The sequence below is a fragment of the Mycobacterium gordonae genome, from assembly GCF_002101675.1.
Classification (GTDB): Bacteria; Actinomycetota; Actinomycetes; order Mycobacteriales; family Mycobacteriaceae; genus Mycobacterium; species Mycobacterium gordonae.
Window position 1 is genome coordinate 1 of record NZ_LQOY01000015.1, and the last position, 18,187, is coordinate 18,187.

An 18,187-nucleotide genomic window follows, 5' to 3' on the forward strand; every position below is an offset into this window, starting at 1 on the left:
AGCGGTGGCTGGCTCTACGGCGACGGCGGGGCCGGCGGGGCCGGCGGCCGGGGCGGTACGGCCGGCGTCGGCGGCGAGGTCAGCGGAAATTCGGGCGCCGTCGGCGCCGACGGCGGAAACGGCGGTGCCGGTGGAACGGGCGGCGCCGGCGGCTCCACGGGTCTATTCGGCGACGGCGGGGCCGGTGGCCAGGGCGGCCGCGGCGGAACCGGCGGGGCCGGCGGCGTCGCCACCGACCAGGAAGCCGTCGGAGGCGGTGGCGACGGCGGCACCGGTGGGCTCGGCGGTGGCGGCGCGATCGGCGGCGCCGGTGGGTGGCTGCTGGGCACCGGCGGGGCCGGCGGCGGTGGCGGTGCCGGGGGCGACGGTGGAGCCGGCGGCGTCGGCAATGTCGGTGCGCAGGGCGGCTACGGGGGTAACGCCGGCGCCGGCGGCAGCGGAGCGACCGGCGGCGCCGCCGGGCGGCTGTACGGCACCGGAGGAGCCGGCGGCGGTGGCGGGAACGGCGGCAACGGCGGGGCCGGCGCCCTCGGCGGCACCAGCACCGTCGGTGGCGGCGGCACCGGTCCTGAAGGAGGTGGCGGCGGCGACGGCGGGGCCGGCGGCTTGGCCGGCGCCGGTGGTGCCGGGGGCTGGCTGTTCGGCGACGGGGGCGTCGGCGGCGGCGGCGGCAGCGGCGGCCACGGCGGGGCCGGCGCCCCGACCAACAGCAACTTCGACACCGGCCGCACCGGCTTCGGCGGCGCTGGCGGCGACGGCGGCGACGGGGCCATGGGCGGCGCCGGCGGGGCCAGCGGCTGGCTGATCGGCGACGGCGGTGCCGGCGGGAGCAGCGGCCTCGGCGGCGGTGGCGGGAACGGCGGTGCGGGCAACGGCACCAACACCTACGGCGGCGACGGTGGCAACGGCGGCAATGGCGCGACGGGCGCGGCCGGCGCGGACGCCGGACGGTTGTTCGGCAGCGGCGGGGCCGGCGGGGCCGGCAGCGACGGTGGCGCCGCCGGACAGGGCGCCTCGGGTAAGGCCGGCGGTGGCTCCGCGGGCAACATCGGCGCCAACGGCGACGGCGGGGCGGGCGGGTCGGCGACGCTGTTCGGCGATGGCGGCAACGGCGGCTACGGCCCGGCCAACGGCGGCGCCGCCGGTAGAGCCGGGCAGCTGGCCGGTGACGGCGGGGCCGGGGGCAGCGGTGGACGTGGTGCGGCCGGTGCGGACGCCGGAGCGCTCTTTGGCACCGGCGGCCGCGGTGGCGACAGCTCCGCGTCTGGGACGGCCGGCGCCGCGGGCGGTCGCGGCGGCTATCTGTACGGAGTCGGCGGCGACGGCGGAAATGCCGGGGCCGGCGCGAACGGCGGCGCCGGCGGCAACGGCGGCGTGCTGTTCGGCGACGGCGGCAACGGCGGCAACGGCGGGGCCGGTGACACCGGCGACGGCGGCAACGGTGGCGCTGCGGGCAGCGCCGGGCTGCTGATCGGCGATGGCGGGTCCGGCGGAAACGGCGCCTCCGGCGCCTACGGCTTCGACGGTGGGCTCGGCGCCCAGGGCGCGAGGGCCGGATACCTGATCGGCAACGGCGGCAACAGCGGCAACACCTTCGCCGCCGGGGTGGCCGGCAACACCGGCGGGGCCGCCGGCTTCATCGGCGGCAACGGCGGCAACGGCGGCGACGCCGGTGCGGGCGCGGCCGGCGGGGGCGGCGCGGACGCCGGCTGGTTGATCGGCGCGGGCGGCGACGGCGGCAACGCGGGCAACCTTGACGGCTCCAATCCGTCCGGCGCGAACGGCGCTGACGGGGGCGCGGGCGGGCGCGGCGGCTACATCTACGGCGTGGGCGGCGACGGCGGCGACGGCGGGTCGGTGGAATTCTCCGGCCGCGGCGGTAACGGGGGTCAGGGCGGTTCCGTCGGGCTGTGGGGCAGCGGCGGTGACGGCGGCAGCGGTGCGCGGGGCGGTGACGGCAGCGACACCGCCGGCGGCGCTGGCGGGACCGGTGGCGCCGGCGGCAACGCCGGGCTGATCTACGGCGCGGGCGGCAACGGCGGTGACGGCGGCGCGGGCGGCCTTACCTACTACACCGCCGGAACCGGCGCGACCGGCGGCCTCGGCGGGTCCGCGGGTAACGGCGGCCACGGCGGATACCTGTGGGGTGTGGGCGGAGCCGGCGGTGACGGCGGCGATGGCGGTTTCGGGGTCGCCGGCTTCGGTGTTCAGATCGCCGGCGGCAGCGCCGGGGCCGCGGGCGCCGGCGGCGATGTCGGCCTGATCGGTGTCGGCGGGGCAGGTGGCGCCGGCGGCGCGGGCGGCGGCGCCTTCAATTTGTCCGGAAACCCCAGCCAGGCCGCGGGCGGCGCCGGCACCGACGGAGGCGACGGCGGCCACGGCGGATACCTGTGGGGCGTCGGCGGGGCCGGCGGAAACGGCGGCGACGCCGGGCGCGGCGGCAACGTGAGCTCGGTCAATGCCGCCGGCAACGGCGGCGACGGCGGGGGCGTCGGCTTGGGCGGCATCGGCGGCAACGGCGGAGCCGGTGGTCACGGCAGCGACGCCGGCCTGGCGAACGGTCAGGGTGGGGCCGGCGGAAACGGCGGAAACGGCGGCCAGTCCCTCGGGCTGATCGGCTACGGCGGAGACGGCGGGGTCGGCGGCGCCGGCGGCAACGGCGGCAGCAACAGCCAAAGCGGCGCCGGCGGCAACGGCGGCAACGGCGGCAACGCCGACAGCCTGGTCGGGATCGGCGGCGACGGAGCGGCCGGCGGCGTCGCCGGGACCGGCGGGGCCGCGGCGGACGACGGAACGGCCGGCTCCGGCGGCACCGGCGGCAAACTGGCCGGGATCGCCGGCAAGGCGGGTTAGCTCAGCTGGTCGAGGTCCACGTCGGCGACCCACGCGATATCCGGCAGCGGCGATCGGGCGATCCGCTGCGCCTCGTCGGCCGGCATCCCGAACAGCCTGAGCAGGCTTTCGGTGACGTCGTCGACCGTTTCGGCATCGTCGCGCTCCGGCTGGCCATGCAGGAGTTCGCCCAGCGCCAGTAGCGAACCCGCACTGATCACCATGGCCAGCTCGGGGTCTTTCACCGTGAAGCGGCCGGCGGCGGCGGCCGCGCCGATGTCGCGGATGCCGCGCGGCCCCAGGCCCTTCTCCGCCATGATCAACCGCATGCCCAGGGTGACCGCGATCCGGCTTTCCTTGGGGCGCAGCCGGATCAACCGTCCCGTCAGTCGGTAGCGGGCGGCGAACTGCTCCGCGGGGTCCTCGATCGCGTCGGTCAGCGCGTCCAGCAACGTCCCCTGGGCGTCGATGACATCGTTGATCGCCGCCTGGAACAGTTCTTCCTTGCTGTCGAAGTGGTTGTAAAACGATCCGACGCCGACGTCGGCGGCCTGACAGATGTCCTGCACGGGCACCTCCAGCTGGCCGTCGGCGATGAACGTCTGGGCGGACTTGATCAGCGCGGCACGGGTGCGCTGCTTGCGCAGGTCCATCCGGCTAGGCGAGTTGTCGGTGGCCATTTCCTCTCCCGGTAGACAGCGAACCCACCTTAGATCAGGAGGAGGGACTCTCACCGACCCCCAACGTTGCGCACAGCAAGTCCGACGCGGGGGCAACCTTTCTTTGAATTGCGAATGAATCGGCGTGGGATTTGCCGCATGTCCCAGAGCCACATGGACGATTTGGTCAGACGTCGATTGCGGGATTCAAAGAATTTGCTGATCACAAATATATGGCGAATCCGGGTTGCCGACGCCCGGTGGACACCCGATGCACCCCACCCGTTCACGCCCGTCCGTTTGCCTGAGCGGACCGGCTACGAGGAGTCTCATGCGGAAGATCTTGCCTGACCTGCGGTACGACCTCCCTGCGTCCTTGGTCGTATTCCTGGTGGCGCTGCCCTTGTCACTGGGTATCGCGATCGCCTCCGGGGCGCCGCTGATGGCCGGTTTGATCGCGGCGGTCAGCGGGGGCATCATCGCCGGCTCGGTCGGTGGATCGGTGCTGCAGGTCAGCGGGCCGGCCGCCGGCCTGACGGTGGTGGTGGCCGGGCTCATTGACGAGTTCGGCTGGGAGATGACGTGTGTGATCACCGTCTGCGCGGGCGCGGTGCAGATCCTGCTGGGCCTGGTGCGGGTGGCCCGTGCCGCGCTCGCCGTCGCTCCGGTGGTGGTGCACGCCATGCTGGCGGGCATCGGCGTCACCATCGTGCTGCAGCAGATTCACGTGCTGCTGGGCGGATCGTCGCGCAGCTCCGCATGGGCGAATATCGAGGCGCTGCCGAGCGGCATCCTGAACCACGAACTGCATGAAGTGATCGTCGGCAGCGTCGTCATCGCGATCCTGTTGTTGTGGCCGAAGCTGCCGCCCAAGGTCAGGTTCATTCCGGGCGCCCTGGTGGCGATCGTGGCGGCTACCGCGCTGTCGTTGCTGGTGGACCTGCAGGTGGAGCGAATCCAACTGTCGGGCAACTTCTTCGAAGCCATCGGCCTGCCGCACCTGCCACCGATGGCGCCGGGTGGGCAGCCATGGACGCAGGAGATCGGCGCCATTGCGCTCGGCGTGGTGACGGTCGCGCTGATCGCCAGCGTCGAGTCGCTGCTCTCCGCGGTCGGCATCGACAAGCTGCACAGCGGACCGCGCACCAACTTCAACCGCGAGATGCTCGGTCAGGGCAGCGCAAACGTCGTCTCCGGACTGCTCGGCGGGCTACCGGTCACCGGCGTCATCGTGCGTAGTTCCACCAACGTCGCCGCCGGTGCCCGCACCCGCGCCTCGGCGGTGCTGCACGGTGTCTGGATCCTGCTGTTCGCATCGCTGCTGACCAATCTGGTCGAGCTCATCCCGAAGGCCGCGCTGGCCGGGCTGCTGATCGTGATCGGGATTCAGCTGATCAAGCTGGCCCACGTCAAGGTCGCGGTGCGCACCGGCAACTTCGTGATCTACGCCATCACCATCGTGTGCGTGGTGTTCCTGAACCTGCTGGAAGGCGTGGCGATCGGTCTCGCCATCGCCATCCTCTTCCTGTTGGTGCGCGTCGTCCGTGCGCCCATCGAGGCCCGGCCGATCGGCGGGGAGCCCAAGCGGTGGCACGTGGACATCGACGGCACCCTGAGCTTCCTGCTGCTGCCCCGGCTGACCAACGTGCTGTCGACACTGCCGCCAGGCAGCGATGTCACCCTCAACCTCAATGCCGACTACATCGATCACTCGGTCTCCGAAGCGATTTCGGACTGGAAAACCGCCCACGAGGCGACCGGCGGATCGGTGCACATCGTCGAGACGTCGCCCGCCAATCTGTCGAGCGCACACAGCAGTCCACCCAAGCGTCACTACACCGCGCGGTCGCTGCGCGAGGCGCCCTGGCCGTCGCGCCGCGACACCAACAAAGACGGTGCCGACGCGTCGATCCTCGACGGCGTCAGGCATTACCACCGCAACGGCGTCGGGGCCCTGCACCACCATGTTGCCGAACTGGTCGGTTCACCCAACCCCGACACACTCTTCCTCACCTGCGCCGACTCCCGGATCCTGCCGGACACCATCACCGCCAGCCGGCCCGGCGATCTCTACATCGTGCGCAACGTCGGCAATCTGGTGCCCACCAATCCAGCCGAGCGCTCGGTGGACGCCGCGCTGGACTTCGCGGTCAACCAGCTGGGCGTGACTTCGGTTGTCGTGTGCGGACATTCGTCATGCCGCGCCATGCAGGTGGTGCTCGACGACGACGCCGAGGTGGCGGACCGCCCGATCGGTCGGTGGCTGCAGTACGCCAAGGACAGCTTCAGTGCATTCCGGGCCAATCACCCGGCCCGGGTCAGCAGCACATCGAATGGTTTCACTTTCAGTGAGCTCGACCAGCTGTCGATCGTTAACGTCGCCGTCCAGGTGGAGCGGCTCACCCGTCATCCCTTGCTGGCGCCGCTGGTCGCGACCGGACAACTGCGGGTCGTCGGCATCTTCTTCGACTTCGCCACGGTGCACGTGCACGAAGTCAACGAGCACGGGATCGTGCCCACCACGCAAGCGGCCCGCGAAGCGGTGTCAGCCTTGGGGTAGGCGCACGACCTGCACGAAAAACTCGTCGATCTGCCGGACCGCGTTCATGAACTGGTCCAGGTCGACCGGCTTCGTGACGTAGGCGTTGGCGTGCAGTTTGTAGCTGCGCAGAATGTCTTCCTCGGCCGAGGAGGTGGTCAGCACGACGACCGGGATGCGACTCAGGTCGGGGTCGGACTTGATCTTCTCCAGCAGGTGCCGGCCGTCATACTTCGGCAGATTGAGGTCGAGCAGGATCAGGTCCGGCCGCGGCGCGTGCTCGTAGGCGCCCCGGCGGTACAGGTAGTTGAGGCCTTCCTCGCCATCGTGCGCCACGTGCAGCCGATTGTTGAGTTTGTTGTGTTCGAATGCTTCCCGGGTGATGAGCTCGTCGCCGGGGTCGTCTTCCACGAGCAGGATGTCGATAGCGCGGCCGGGTGATGTCATGCGTCTGCTCCTTCAGGGATGGCCTCGGCGTCGGGTTCAGCCTCAGATTCAGCAATGGGCAGCGTGAATTCGAACCGCGTCCCATCCGTGTAAGAGGTGTCGATCCACACGGTCCCGCCGTGGTGTTCGACGATCTTCTTGCACATCGCAAGCCCCAGCCCGGTTCCACCATAGTTGTCGCGGCCGTGCAAGCGCTGGAAGATGATGAAGACCTTACCGACGAACTCCTCCGGGATCCCGATGCCGTTGTCGGACACGCTGAAGACCCAGCTGCCGTCCTGATTGTCGACACCCTGGCGGGCGGCGATCTCGACGCGCGGGGCGCGGTCTTCCCGGCGGAACTTCACGGCGTTGCCGATGAGGTTCTGCCAGAGCATCGTCAGCAACGTCGGATCACCACACACCTGCGGCAGCGGGTGCTTCGGGCGAACGATCTCGGCCCCGGATTCCTCGATCGCCGTCGCGAGGTTGGCCACTGCCGAATCCAGCGCCGTCTCCAGCTCGACCTCGGTGTACTTGGTGTTCAGCCGCCCGACGCGGGAGAAGCTGAGCAGATCGTTGATCAGCACCTGCATGCGCTTGGCGCCGTCGACGGCGAACTCGATGTATTGAATGCCGCGTTCGTCGAGCTTGTCGCCGTAGCGCTTCTCCAACAGCTGACAGAACGACGCCACCTTGCGCAGCGGTTCCTGCAGATCGTGGGAAGCGACGTAGGCGAACTGTTCTAGTTCGGCATTGGACCGGCGCAGCTCGTCCGCCTGCTCATCCAGTTGCACTTGAGCCGACTGCGAGGCCTCCAGTTCGGCCACGATCCGCTGCCGCATGTTCTCCACGTCCACGGCGATGCCCCGGATATCCGCCGGCCGGCGCGGCGGCTCGATGACGTCGGTGAAGTGGCCGTCGGTGATCTGCCGGCACGCCGCGGCCAGTCTGCCCAGCGGACGGGTGACCGCACGCTGCACCAGCACGCCCAGCAGTGCAGCCGTGGCAACGAAGATGAGAACCATGGCGCCCAGGACGCGGTCGCGCCAGCCGTTCATGCGCATGAGCTTGGCGGCGCCCGTTTCGCGGGCCGCGGTGAGGTGGTCGTTCTGGGTGGCGAAAAGTTGTCGGATGTAGTCGAATTCGGCCTTGCCCAGCGCCGCCGTCGCGCCGGGGACGACCGTGGGGGTGTTCGGGGTCACGCGCCCGATGAGCGGCTCGGCATAGTCACGGCGCCAGTTGGCGGCGGTGGTTTCGATGGCATCCAGGTCCGCAGCCAGGTCGGGACGCTTGGCGAGCCGCCCCCGGAGTTCCTCTGCAGCCAGCCGTTCGGCGGCCACGCCCTCGTAGTACGGGCCGAGAAACTGCCGGTCAGCCGAGATGAGGTATCCGCGCAGCCCCGTCTCCTGATCCCGCAGCGCCGACTGCAACTGGTACGCCGACACGCGCGACGGCTGGATCTCATCCCGGAGCTCGCGCGCCAGCTTGTCGGTGCGGTCCAGCAACACGGCGCCGATGACGGCGCCCAGCAGGACCAGCATCCCCATCGTGGACAGCACCAATGCCAGCCATCCCCGGACGGTGAGCCGCTTGTTCGGCAGGGAACCCGACGCGTCCGTTCTCACGAGCGGCCGGTCCGCTCCACCCGCAACACCGCAATGTCGTCGGTGAGCCCGCCCTGGGGCTGCGCCAGCTCCTGAGCCCCGTCGATGAGCGCATCGACGAAAGCCGCACCGGCCAGCCCCGCGTGCCCACGCGCCAGCGCCAGCAACCCGTCTTCGCCCAGCCGTCGCGCACCCCGGCCCGCGTAGCCCTCGAAGAGCCCGTCGGTGAGCAGCAGCAACCCGTGACCGGCCGGGATCTCCAGCTGGTGTTGTGGCCAGTCTCCGCCACGGAGTCCCAGCGCCGGACCGTACGGGGGTTCGATCCAATCCACCGAACCCGGGCCGTGCAGCAACAGCCCGGGGTGGCCCGCGCGGGTGGCGGTGACCGAGCCTTCCGCCGGGATCGCCAGGCTCAGCACGGTGGCGAAGACGCCGTTCTCGGCACGTTCGGCGTTGAGCACCCGGTCCAGCTGACGCATCTGTTCCATCCCGTGTATACCGGCGAATGTCAGTGTGCGCCAAGCGATTCGCAGTGCCGCACCGAGCGCGGCCTCGTCCGGCCCGTGTCCGGCGACGTCGCCGATCAGCACGTGGGTGACCCGGTCGGGCGTCTGCACCACGTCGTAGAAGTCGCCGCACAACAGGGCGTTCTCCCGGCTCGGCCGGTACCGGGCCACGATGTCGACGCCGGGGTCGTCCAGCAGCAACGGGGACGGCAACAGGCCCCGCTCGAGCAGCGCGTTCTCCCGGGCCCGCAGCTGGCTGGCGCGCAGGTCGGCGGCGATCAACTCGGCACGCTTGCGTTCGATCGCGTAGAACAGTGCGCGGCGCAGCATCTCCGGTTCGACGCGGCCCTTGACCAGATAGTCCTGCGCACCGGCGGCCACCGCCGAGGCGCCGAAATATTCGTCGTTCAGTCCGGTGAGCACCACGATCGGCACGGTGGCGTCGCTCTTGAGGATGCGGTCCAACGCGTCGATGCCGTTGGCGTCGGGAAGGTTCAGATCGAGCAGGACGCAGTCGGGTCGGGCGCAAGCGAGCTGGCGTTCAGCGTGCTCGAGGGACTGCGCCCACACCACCTCGATGTCGGCCACGGTGTCGGCGATCAGTTCCTCGACGAGCACGGCGTCGGCGCGGTCGTCCTCGACCAACAGCAAAGACAGCGATTGCCAACTCGCTGCCGGGTCTAGCGGACCAGCCACCGTCATGAAGAACCTGTCACTCTTGGGTGCGCAGGCGCGACTGCGTCAATCACCTCACACCCCCTGGGCAGTGGGAAACTTCTGAGCGGCACGACAGCGCGACGGCGACGGCGAGTTCACCGACACCGGCCCTGCGCGTTCATTGCCACCCCGACTGGCTGCTCAATCGCGGGGACTTGGTCGTCAGCTGGATACTAGGCGGTTGGGCTGGGGTTTTCTCCCCAGTTGAGGAAAGTGTATGACGTATACCTGACGTGCATTCAGCGCAACAGCGCCCGTGACATCACCACGCGCTGAATCTGGTTGGTGCCTTCGTAAATCTGAGTGATCTTCGCGTCGCGCATCATCCGCTCGACCGGGAAGTCGGCGGTGTAGCCGGCGCCGCCGAACAGCTGCACCGCGTCGGTGGTGACCTCCATGGCCACATCCGACGCCAGGCACTTCGACGCCGCCGAGATGAAGCCCAGGTTTCCTTCGCCCCGCTCGGCGCGTGCGGCCGCGGAGTAGACCATCAACCGCGCGGCCTCCACCTTCATCGCCATGTCGGCGATCATGAACTGCACCGCCTGGAAGTCGCTGATCGACTGCCCGAACTGCTTGCGGTCCTTGGTGTAGGCGATCGCGGCGTCCAGCGCGCCCTGGGCGATGCCGACGGCCTGAGCGCCGATCGTCGGCCGGGTGTGGTCGAGGGTGGCCAACGCCGTCTTGAACCCGGTGCCGGGCTCGCCGATCATCCGGTCGCCCGGAATCCGGCAGTTCTCGAAGTACAGCTCCGTGGTTGGCGAGCCCTTGATGCCGAGCTTGCGTTCCTTGGGGCCGACGGTGAAGCCCTCGTCGTCGATGTGAACCATGAACGCCGAGATGCCGTTCGCGCCCTTGTCCGGGTCGGTCACCGCCATCACGGTGTACCAGGACGACTTGCCGCCGTTGGTGATCCACGCCTTGGCGCCGTTGAGAATCCAGTCGTCGCCGTCGGCCTTGGCCCGGGTGCGCATGGACGCCGCGTCCGAGCCAGCCTCGCGTTCGCTCAGCGCGTAGGAGGCCATCGCCGACCCGTCCGCGATCGAGGGCAGCACCTGCTTCTTCAGGTCGTCGGAACCGCGCAAAATGAGCCCCATGGTGCCCAGCTTGTTGACCGCGGGAATCAGCGAAGCCGACGCGTCGACACGCGCCACCTCCTCGATGACGATGCAGGCCGCCACCGAGTCCGCGCCCTGACCGCCGAACTCCTCGGGCACGTGCACGGCGTTGAAGCCGGATGCATTGAGCGCATCCAGTGCCTCTTGCGGGAACCGGGAATTCTCGTCCACGTCCGCCGCGTGCGGGGCGATCTCCTTTTCCGCCAGCCCGCGGATCGCCGCCCGCAACTCCTGGTGTTCCTCCGGCAACTGGAACAAATCGAACGACGCGTCTCCGGCCCAACCAGCCATCTTCGCCAGCCTCCTCTTTCCCTATTCGCGGGCTAACTTACCCGCAAGTCTCTGCAGTTCCGCATCCTTGGCTCGCACGGTCTCGGCCAGCTGATTCTGAAACGCGACAATGCGCGCCCGTAGTTCCGGGTCCGCCGATCCCAGCATCCGCACCGCCAGCAGACCGGCGTTGCGGGCCCCGCCGATCGAGACGGTGGCCACGGGTACACCGGCGGGCATCTGCACGATCGACAGCAGCGAATCCAGGCCGTCGAGCCGGGCCAACGGTACCGGCACCCCGATGACCGGCAGGGGCGTCGCGGAGGCCACCATGCCGGGCAGGTGGGCGGCGCCGCCCGCCCCCGCGATGATCACCTCGATGCCCCGACCGGCCGCTTGACGCGCGTAGTCGAACATCACCTCGGGAGTGCGGTGCGCGGAGACCACCCGGACCTCGAAAGTGACGTCAAATTCAGCCAGCGCGACGGCGGCGTCCTGCATCACCGTCCAGTCGCTGTCGCTGCCCATGATCACGCCCACCCGGGGTTGCTCAGTCATGGTCATTGACGCCGCTCCTCCTCATCGCTGCGCTCTGCATCGTCGCCGGCGTACTCATTAACGCCGCTCCTCCTCATCGCTGCGCTCTGCATCGTCGCCGGCGTGGTCATTGACGCCGCTCCTCCTCATCGCTGCGCTCTGCATCGTCGCCGGCGTGCGGATCCCATCCGTCCATCCATTGCGCGTGGGACAACCAGTGTGCGGCCAGCTCGGCCCGTTGGCGCAGCTCGGCGAGGTCGTGCGGCCCGTCGGCGTGCGTGCCGAGGAAGTTGATGTGCCCCACTTTGCGGCCGGGTCGTTCGGTCTTGCCGTAGAGGTGTACGCGCGCGTCAGGCATCCGGGCGAACAGGTGGTGCAGCCGTTCGTCGACGCTCATCTGCGGTGTCTGGGCCGCACCCAGGACGTTGGCCATCACCGTCACCGGCACGGTGGCGTCGGTGTCGCCCAGCGGGTAGTCCAGCACCGCCCGCAGGTGCTGTTCGAACTGGCTGGTCCGGGACCCGTCCATGGTCCAGTGGCCGGAGTTGTGTGGCCGCATCGCGAGCTCATTGATTAGGAGGGGCCCACCAGCGCTCCCCGTGGTCTCGAACAACTCGACCGCCAGCACCCCCACCACGCCCAGTTCCCCAGCTAGGCGCAACGCGAGCTGCTGCGCCTCGGCCGCGACGTCCGCCACCAGATCCGGCGCCGGCGCGATCACCTGCACGCAGATGCCGTTCTCCTGCACAGTTTCCACCACGGGCCACGCCGCGCCCTGGCCGAACGGCGAGCGGGCGACCAGCGCCGATAGCTCGCGACGCAGCGATACGCGCTCCTCGACCAGCACCGACACGCCGCCGGCCAGGTATTCGCCCGCGATGTCGCGGGCGTGGGCAAGATCACGTGCCATCTGCACGCCGCGCCCGTCGTAGCCACCGCGCGCCGCCTTGACCACCAGCGGGCCGCCGATCTCCGCCGCGAATGCGTCCAGCTCACCGAGAGCGTCCGGTTCTTCGATGCCGAGGTAGCGCGGCACGGGGGCGCCCAGAGCCGCCAAACGCCGGCGCATCACCAGCTTGTCCTGAGCATGCACCAGCGCTTCGGGCGGCGGCAGCACGTTGACACCCTCGGCGACCAGCTTCTCCAGCAGTTCGGTGGGCACGTGCTCATGGTCGAAGGTCAGCGCGGTGGCGCCGGCGGCCACCCGGCGCAGGTCTTCCAGATCGGTGTGCGAGCCGACCACCACGTCCGGGCTGACCTGCGCGGCCGGCTCGTCGGTGGTGTTAGCCAGCACGCGCAAGCTCTGCCCGAGCGCGATCGCGGCCTGATGGGTCATCCGGGCAAGTTGCCCACCGCCGACCATGGCCACCAGCGGGGTACGGGGTCTCGGCACGGCCATCATGTTGTCACGGCACCTGACCGGCGTGTTTTCCGGCTCTCGTACCAAATCGTTATGTACCATTTTGCGCCGAATTCGAGATCGTCCGTAGACTGGCGTGCTGTGTCCTTTGCCGATGCCACAATTGCGCGCCTCCCCGGGGTGGTTCAACCCTTTGCGATGCGCCACCACGAGCTGATCAAATTTGCCATCGTCGGCGGCACCACATTCATCATCGACTCGGCCATTTTCTACACGCTGAAGCTCACAATTCTCGAACCGAAGCCGGTCACCGCGAAGGTGATCGCCGGGATCGTCGCCGTCATCGCGTCCTACGTGCTGAACCGGGAATGGAGCTTCCGGGACCGCGGCGGCCGTGAGCGCCACCACGAGGCCTTGCTGTTCTTCGCGTTCAGCGGCGTCGGCGTGCTGTTGAGCATGGCGCCGCTGTGGTTCTCCAGCTACGTGCTGCAACTGCGGGTGCCGAACGTCACCCTGACGGTGGAGAACTTGGCCGACTTCCTGTCGGCATACATCATCGGCAACCTGTTGCAGATGGCCTTCCGGTTCTGGGCGTTCCGGCGCTGGGTGTTCCCCGACCAGTTCGCGCGCAACCCGGACAAGGCGCTGGAATCGGCGCTGACGGCCGGCGGGATCGCCGAGGTCTTCGAAGACGCGCTGGAAGAAGGCGGCTTGGAAGAAGGCAACGTCACGCTGCTCAAGTCCTGGCGCAACCGCCGCGGCAAGGGCACCGGCCGGCTGGCCGCGCCCGGGTCAGCTCAGCTGGGCGACTCTTCCGAGCCCAGGGTGTCGAAGACTTCGTGATACAGCAGCGCGTGCACCTCGCGTAGCCGCGGAATGTTGTAGAACTCCAGCGGGTCCTGCGACGCCGACTCGATGATCAGCGTGCCGGTACGGAACATCCGTTCGAGGATCTTGTCGCGGAACTCCACGCTGTTGATCCGCGCCAGCGGGATGTCGATGCCGCTGCGGGTCAGCACGCCGTGCCGGTACATCACCCGCCGGTTGGTGACGACGAAGTGGGTGGTCAGCCAGGTCAGGAACGGCCACACCGTGAGCCAGCCGATGATGATTAGCCAGATCCCCCAGACGACACCCTGCAGGATGTTCTTGGTGAGCTGCGCCCACTGCGTCGAATTCACGAATCCCGAGCCGAGCCCCGCCAGGCCCGTCACCAGCAGCAGCGTCAGAACCGGCAGGATCAGCCGCTTCCAGTGGGGGTGGCGGTGAATTACGACCTGCTCGCCGGCGGCCAGCGCGTTGTCCGGGTAGCTCATGTCGCGCGAGATTACCGCAGGTGCACCACGTCACCGGCGGAAACCACCACGGTCTCGCCGGACTTGGCGGCGTCGCTGTCCCAGGTTTCCAGGCAGAGCCGGCCTTGGTCGTCGATGTCGCGCGCGATACCGGTGATCTGCCGGCCACCGGGGAGTTCGGCGCGCACCCGCGAGCCCAGGGTCAGGCTGCGGGCCCGGTAGTCGCTGGCGAGCCGGGGGTCGGCGCCGTCGGCCGCCCGCCAGCCGGTGATCCGCTCCCCCAGTTCGCGCAGGATCCGGCCGATGAGCTCGTCGCGGTCGGGCTGCCCGACGCCCTCGTCCTGCAACGACGTCGCGCCGGGCACTCCCGGCGGCGCCGCGGTGACGTTGAGGCCGATCCCGATCACCGCGAACGGCTGGGCCACCTCGGCCAGCACGCCGGCCAGCTTCCCATGCCCGGCCAGCACGTCGTTGGGCCACTTCAGGCCCGCTTCGACGGTGGTGGCGGTGGCCACTGCGTCCGCCACCGCCAGGCCGGTGGCCAGTGACAGCCAGCCCCAGCCGGCGGTTGGGACGTCGTCCACCCGCACCCCGACGGACATGGTGATCTGCTCTCCTGGGGACGCCCACTGGCGGTCATGGCGCCCACGCCCGGCGCTCTGGTGCTCGGCGATCAGAACCTGCCCGTCGATGTCGGTGCCGTGCGCGGCGCGCGCTAGCAGGTCGGCGTTGGTGGAACCGGTCTGTGCGACGACGTCGAGGCGACGCCAGTAGGAGGTGTCGCCAATCACCTGGGCACGCAGGGCGGCCTCGTCGAGCTGCCTGGGTTGATCACCGTCGGTCATCCGCCCAGCTTAGAGAGTTGGTCCAGCATCCAGCCCGCTCGCGTGGTGTCAGAACCGGCCGTCCGGGCCGCCGATGCCAGCCGACCCCGAGCCAGCCGTCACGCTTCCGCCGTTGGCCGACCCGGCCGCGGCACTGCCGCCCACCGCGCTGCCGGAGGGCGGCGAAGCGGTTCCGGGGGTGACCTCCGGGCTGCCGCCGGCACCGCCGACGCCTCCGGTTCCGAGTCCGCCGGCACCGCCGGCCCCTCCCTCGCCCCAGTACGCCCCGCCCGCGCCGCCTCGTCCACCCGCCCCGCCTGTCACAGTCACGGCGCCACCGTCGGCCCGGCCGGCCACGGCATCGCCACCATTGGCTACACCGCCTGCTTCGGATGCGTTGCCGCCGCCGGCGATGGGCTTCCCGCCTTGGCCACCGTTGCCTGCAGACGCGGCTCCCCCGCCGCCTCCGGCGCCCCCGTCACCCTTTAACAAGCCGCCCGCTCCACCGCTGCCGCCGGCTCCGCCGGTGACCGTCACCGAACCACCGTTGGCGTCACCGACTTCGGCCCGGCCACCGGTGGCAGCCGCCTGCGCGGTCGGGGTCGTGGGTGCGGTGGCGGCTTCGCCGCCGATGGCCGCCGGCTCGCCGCCCTGCCCGCCATTTCCGCCGGCGGCCGCCCCGCCGGCCCCTCCGCTGCCGCCATCACCCCACAGCAGCGCGCCCACTCCACCGGTTCCACCGGCCCCGCCAGTGACCACCATGGCACCGCCGTTGGTACTGCCGGCGGTCGCGTCGCCGCCAGTCGCCGTGCTGCCGTCAGCGAGCACAGTGGCAGAGCCACCGATCGTCAATGAACTGCCACCGGATCCTCCGTTGCCACCCTGTGCCGAACCGCCGGTTCCGCCGGATCCACCGTCACCCCACAGCAGCCCGGCGTTACCGCCTTGGCCGCCGGCCCCGCCGGTAACCGTCGTGACCGCAGCCACGAAGCTGCCCCCCTCAGCATTCCCGCCGAAAGCCTCCGTATTTGGCTGGTCGATCGTGGCGTCGCCCCCGAAACCACCAATGACGCCGCCGTTCTGACCGTTCCCGGCCTCCGCGCGCCCACCGGCGCCGCCGGCTCCGCCGTTGCCGCCCAGCCACCCGCCGTGACCGCCATTGCCGCCGGCACCGCCGACAGCCGTGGTCGGGCCGGGGGCAGCCACAACATTCCCGCCGGTCCCGCCGGCACCCCCGTTACCCCACAACCAGCCGCCGTTGCCTCCGGCCCCTCCGACCGTGGTGCCGCTGCCGCCGGCACCGCCGGCACCGCCATTGCCGAACAACCCGGCCGACCCGCCAGCACCCCCCGCCTGGCCGGCTGCCCCGGATCCGCCGGCACCACCGTTGCCGTACAACAGCCCACCGGGCTGCCCGGACTGTCCGGTGCCGGGGAGGCCATCGGCGCCGTTTCCGATCAAGGGCCGTCCCAGTTCCTGTTGGAAAGGCGCATTGATGGCAGTCAAGAGGTTCTGCTGGACGTTGGCGGCCTCGGTGGCGACATAGGAGCCGATGCCGCCGCGTAAAGCCCCCACGAACTGGTCGTGGTACTGCGCCGCCTGCCCGCTGAGCGCTTGATACGCTCGCGCGTGCGCCCCGAACAAGGCCGCGATCGCCGCCGACACCTCGTCTTCGGCCGCAGCCAAAATCGCCGTCGTGGGCGCCGCGGCCGCCGCACCCGCCCTGCTTATTGTTTGACCGAGTGTCGACAGCTCGCCCGCCGCCGCCAGCGCCGCCTCCGGGACCACGTTCACAAAGGACATCAGCTACCCCTGGTTGAAGCACCACCCATTGCTGCCGCAGCCCGATACGGCGTATAAAACGGTACTCAACCGGGCGTATCAAACCCGCTGTTTCGTTTAAATTCAGTGAGGCCGTCGCGCGGCGAGCATGTCCCGCACGGCCAGGTGACTAAACAACATGCTGGTGCCGATCGGGTTCCCGCCCCCCGGGTACGCCGTCCCGCTGGGCGCGGCCATGGTGTTGCCTGCCGCGTAGAGACCGGCAATCGGGTTGCCCGACGTGTCGAGCACGCGGGCGGCGACATCCGTGCGCAGCCCGCCCTTGGTACCCAGATCCGAGATGCCGAACGCCGCGGCGTGAAAGGGCGGCGCGTCGAGAGGCACCAACGGTGAGGCGCCTTGGGAGAAGGCCCGATCGAAGGCCTCGTCACCGCGGCCGAAATCCTCGTCGACGCCGGCGGCCGCGAAGTCGTTGAAGCGCGCCACCGTCGCCGCCAGCCGATCACCGGGCACGCCGATCTTGGCGGCGAGGTTCTCGAGGGTGTCGGCGGTGTGCCACAACCCGGCGTCGACGTACTTCTGGGTCTCGACGATGGAGACGTTGGCCGCCTTGACCGGGGGCCGCTCGCCCTCTTTGTCGTCGTAGATCATCCAGTACGGCAGGGTCAGGGAACCGTCCCGCAGTTGCGCGATGATCTCGCGGCCGGCGCGGTCGTAGGCCCGGGACTCGTTGACGAACCGGTTGCCGTCCTGGTTGACGAAGATGCCGCCGGTGAACCACAGCGCGAAGGCGGAACGGCCGTCGGGATGGGTCATCCCCGGCGACCACCACGCCTGATCGAGTAGATCGGTATCGGCGCCCGCCGCGATGCCCGCCTGCAGGGCCTTGCCGAGGCTGCCGGGACCACCCATGGTGTCGCGCGCGACGCCGGGCACGCCGTATCGGCGGCGTAGGTCGTCGTTGTTCTCGAAACCGCCGGCGGCCAGTAATACTCCGCGGCGGGCGCGGATGGCCCTGCGCTCGCCGCCGGTTTCGACGATGGCGCCCTCGACGGCGCCGTCGGTGACGACCAGCTCGACCAGCGTCGTGTCGCGGCGCAGCGCGGCATTGGGATACTGGCCGATGGCCTTGAGGAACCGCGCGATCAGCGCCCGGCCCCCGATGTAGTAGTCCGGCGGCGTCGGCGCCCCGAGCCGGTCGGTGTCCAGCGGCCCGCGGATGGCGTCGCGCAGTTCGGGGGCGGCAGCCACCTTCAGCGGCTTCGCGGCGATGTGGCGCTGCCCGTCCAGGCGCGCCTTGGGCGCCTTGCCGTAGTAGTCGGGCCAGGGCAGCGGCACGAACTTGAGGTCGGGATCCTGCTCGAGATATTCGATCAGCGGCGCACCGCCGCGCACGAAGGTTTCCTGCAGCTCGCGGGGTGTCCGGTCGCCGACCACCGCGTGGTAGTAGGTGAGCGCGTCTTCGATGGTGTCCTCGCTACCGTTCCAGCTGCCGGCGCGCTGCAGCACCGGATTGCACGGGAACCACACGCCGCCGCCGCCGGAGTACGCGGTGGTGCCCCCGAACTTCTCGGTCGCCTCGATCAGCAGCACGTTGAGGCCTTCGCGGGCGGCGGTGTAAGCGCCGGTGACCCCTCCTCCGCCGGACCCGGCGACCAGGACATCGTGTTCCTCTGACCAGTCCACCGCCGCGTGGTCGCCCATGAGCGGAGACT

14 protein-coding genes are annotated in these 18,187 nt (G+C 70.1%); 3 read left to right on the forward strand and 11 right to left on the reverse strand.

Annotated elements, in window-relative coordinates; translation table 11 throughout:
- The coding region (locus AWC08_RS38910) for a PGRS repeat-containing protein (RefSeq protein WP_419196904.1) at positions 1–2,853 on the forward strand (2,853 nt) is incomplete at its 5' end.
- Here the strand turns inward: AWC08_RS38910 and AWC08_RS02010 are convergent.
- On the reverse strand, positions 2,850–3,512 hold the full coding sequence (locus tag AWC08_RS02010) for a TetR/AcrR family transcriptional regulator (RefSeq protein ID WP_065135578.1): 663 nt from the start codon (positions 3,510–3,512) through the stop codon (positions 2,850–2,852). The genes AWC08_RS38910 and AWC08_RS02010 overlap by 4 nt on opposite strands.
- A gap of 310 nt (positions 3,513–3,822) precedes the next feature.
- On the opposite strand from AWC08_RS02010, the gene AWC08_RS02015 reads away from it, so the two are divergent.
- Positions 3,823–6,051 (forward strand): SulP family inorganic anion transporter, encoded by a 2,229-nt coding sequence (locus AWC08_RS02015; protein WP_065135579.1) that lies wholly within the window; start codon positions 3,823–3,825, stop codon positions 6,049–6,051.
- Here the strand turns inward: AWC08_RS02015 and AWC08_RS02020 are convergent.
- From AWC08_RS02020 to AWC08_RS02045, 6 genes are all read right to left on the reverse strand, one after another.
- Positions 6,037–6,477, reverse strand: a complete 441-nt coding sequence (locus AWC08_RS02020) for a response regulator (protein WP_065135580.1) — start codon at positions 6,475–6,477, stop codon at positions 6,037–6,039. The two genes, AWC08_RS02015 and AWC08_RS02020, sit on opposite strands and share 15 nt — an antisense overlap.
- Positions 6,474–8,006, reverse strand: coding sequence for a sensor histidine kinase (locus AWC08_RS02025; RefSeq protein ID WP_083271136.1), 1,533 nt, complete (start codon positions 8,004–8,006; stop codon positions 6,474–6,476). Before AWC08_RS02025 ends, AWC08_RS02020 begins: the two co-directional genes overlap by 4 nt.
- 74 nt (positions 8,007–8,080) lie before the next feature.
- Positions 8,081–9,271 (reverse strand): PP2C family protein-serine/threonine phosphatase, encoded by a 1,191-nt coding sequence (locus AWC08_RS02030; RefSeq protein WP_069433638.1) that lies wholly within the window; start codon positions 9,269–9,271, stop codon positions 8,081–8,083.
- Positions 9,272–9,525: 254 nt separating this feature from the next.
- The gene (locus tag AWC08_RS02035) at positions 9,526–10,695 is read right to left on the reverse strand and encodes an acyl-CoA dehydrogenase (protein ID WP_069433637.1); all 1,170 of its coding nucleotides are present in this window, start codon (positions 10,693–10,695) and stop codon (positions 9,526–9,528) included.
- Positions 10,696–10,716: 21 nt separating this feature from the next.
- Positions 10,717–11,238: a 5-(carboxyamino)imidazole ribonucleotide mutase gene (gene purE, locus AWC08_RS02040; RefSeq protein WP_174900749.1), complete on the reverse strand. Its 522-nt coding sequence runs from the start codon at positions 11,236–11,238 to the stop codon at positions 10,717–10,719.
- 100 nt (positions 11,239–11,338) lie between these two features.
- Positions 11,339–12,613, reverse strand: coding sequence for a 5-(carboxyamino)imidazole ribonucleotide synthase (locus AWC08_RS02045; RefSeq protein ID WP_069433641.1), 1,275 nt, complete (start codon positions 12,611–12,613; stop codon positions 11,339–11,341).
- Between the two features lie 99 nt (positions 12,614–12,712).
- Between AWC08_RS02045 and AWC08_RS02050 the strand changes: the two genes are divergently transcribed.
- Positions 12,713–13,414 carry a GtrA family protein gene (locus tag AWC08_RS02050; protein WP_065131901.1) on the forward strand — a complete coding sequence of 234 codons (702 nt, stop codon included), beginning with the start codon at positions 12,713–12,715 and terminating at the stop codon, positions 13,412–13,414.
- Here the strand turns inward: AWC08_RS02050 and AWC08_RS02055 are convergent.
- The 4 genes from AWC08_RS02055 to AWC08_RS02070 form a co-directional block, all read right to left on the reverse strand.
- A complete protein-coding gene (locus AWC08_RS02055; RefSeq protein ID WP_065131900.1) occupies positions 13,369–13,887 on the reverse strand; it encodes a PH domain-containing protein in 519 nt (172 codons plus the stop codon). The two genes, AWC08_RS02050 and AWC08_RS02055, sit on opposite strands and share 46 nt — an antisense overlap.
- An 11-nt stretch (positions 13,888–13,898) precedes the next feature.
- Positions 13,899–14,711, reverse strand: coding sequence for a biotin--[acetyl-CoA-carboxylase] ligase (locus tag AWC08_RS02060; RefSeq protein ID WP_069433635.1), 813 nt, complete (start codon positions 14,709–14,711; stop codon positions 13,899–13,901).
- Positions 14,712–14,759: 48 nt separating this feature from the next.
- Positions 14,760–16,493, reverse strand: coding sequence for a PE family protein (locus tag AWC08_RS02065; protein ID WP_069433634.1), 1,734 nt, complete (start codon positions 16,491–16,493; stop codon positions 14,760–14,762).
- Positions 16,494–16,595: 102 nt separating this feature from the next.
- Complete coding sequence (locus tag AWC08_RS02070; RefSeq protein ID WP_069433633.1) at positions 16,596–18,176, reverse strand: FAD-binding protein; 1,581 nt, start codon at positions 18,174–18,176, stop codon at positions 16,596–16,598.
- Positions 18,177–18,187: the final 11 nt, after the last annotated feature.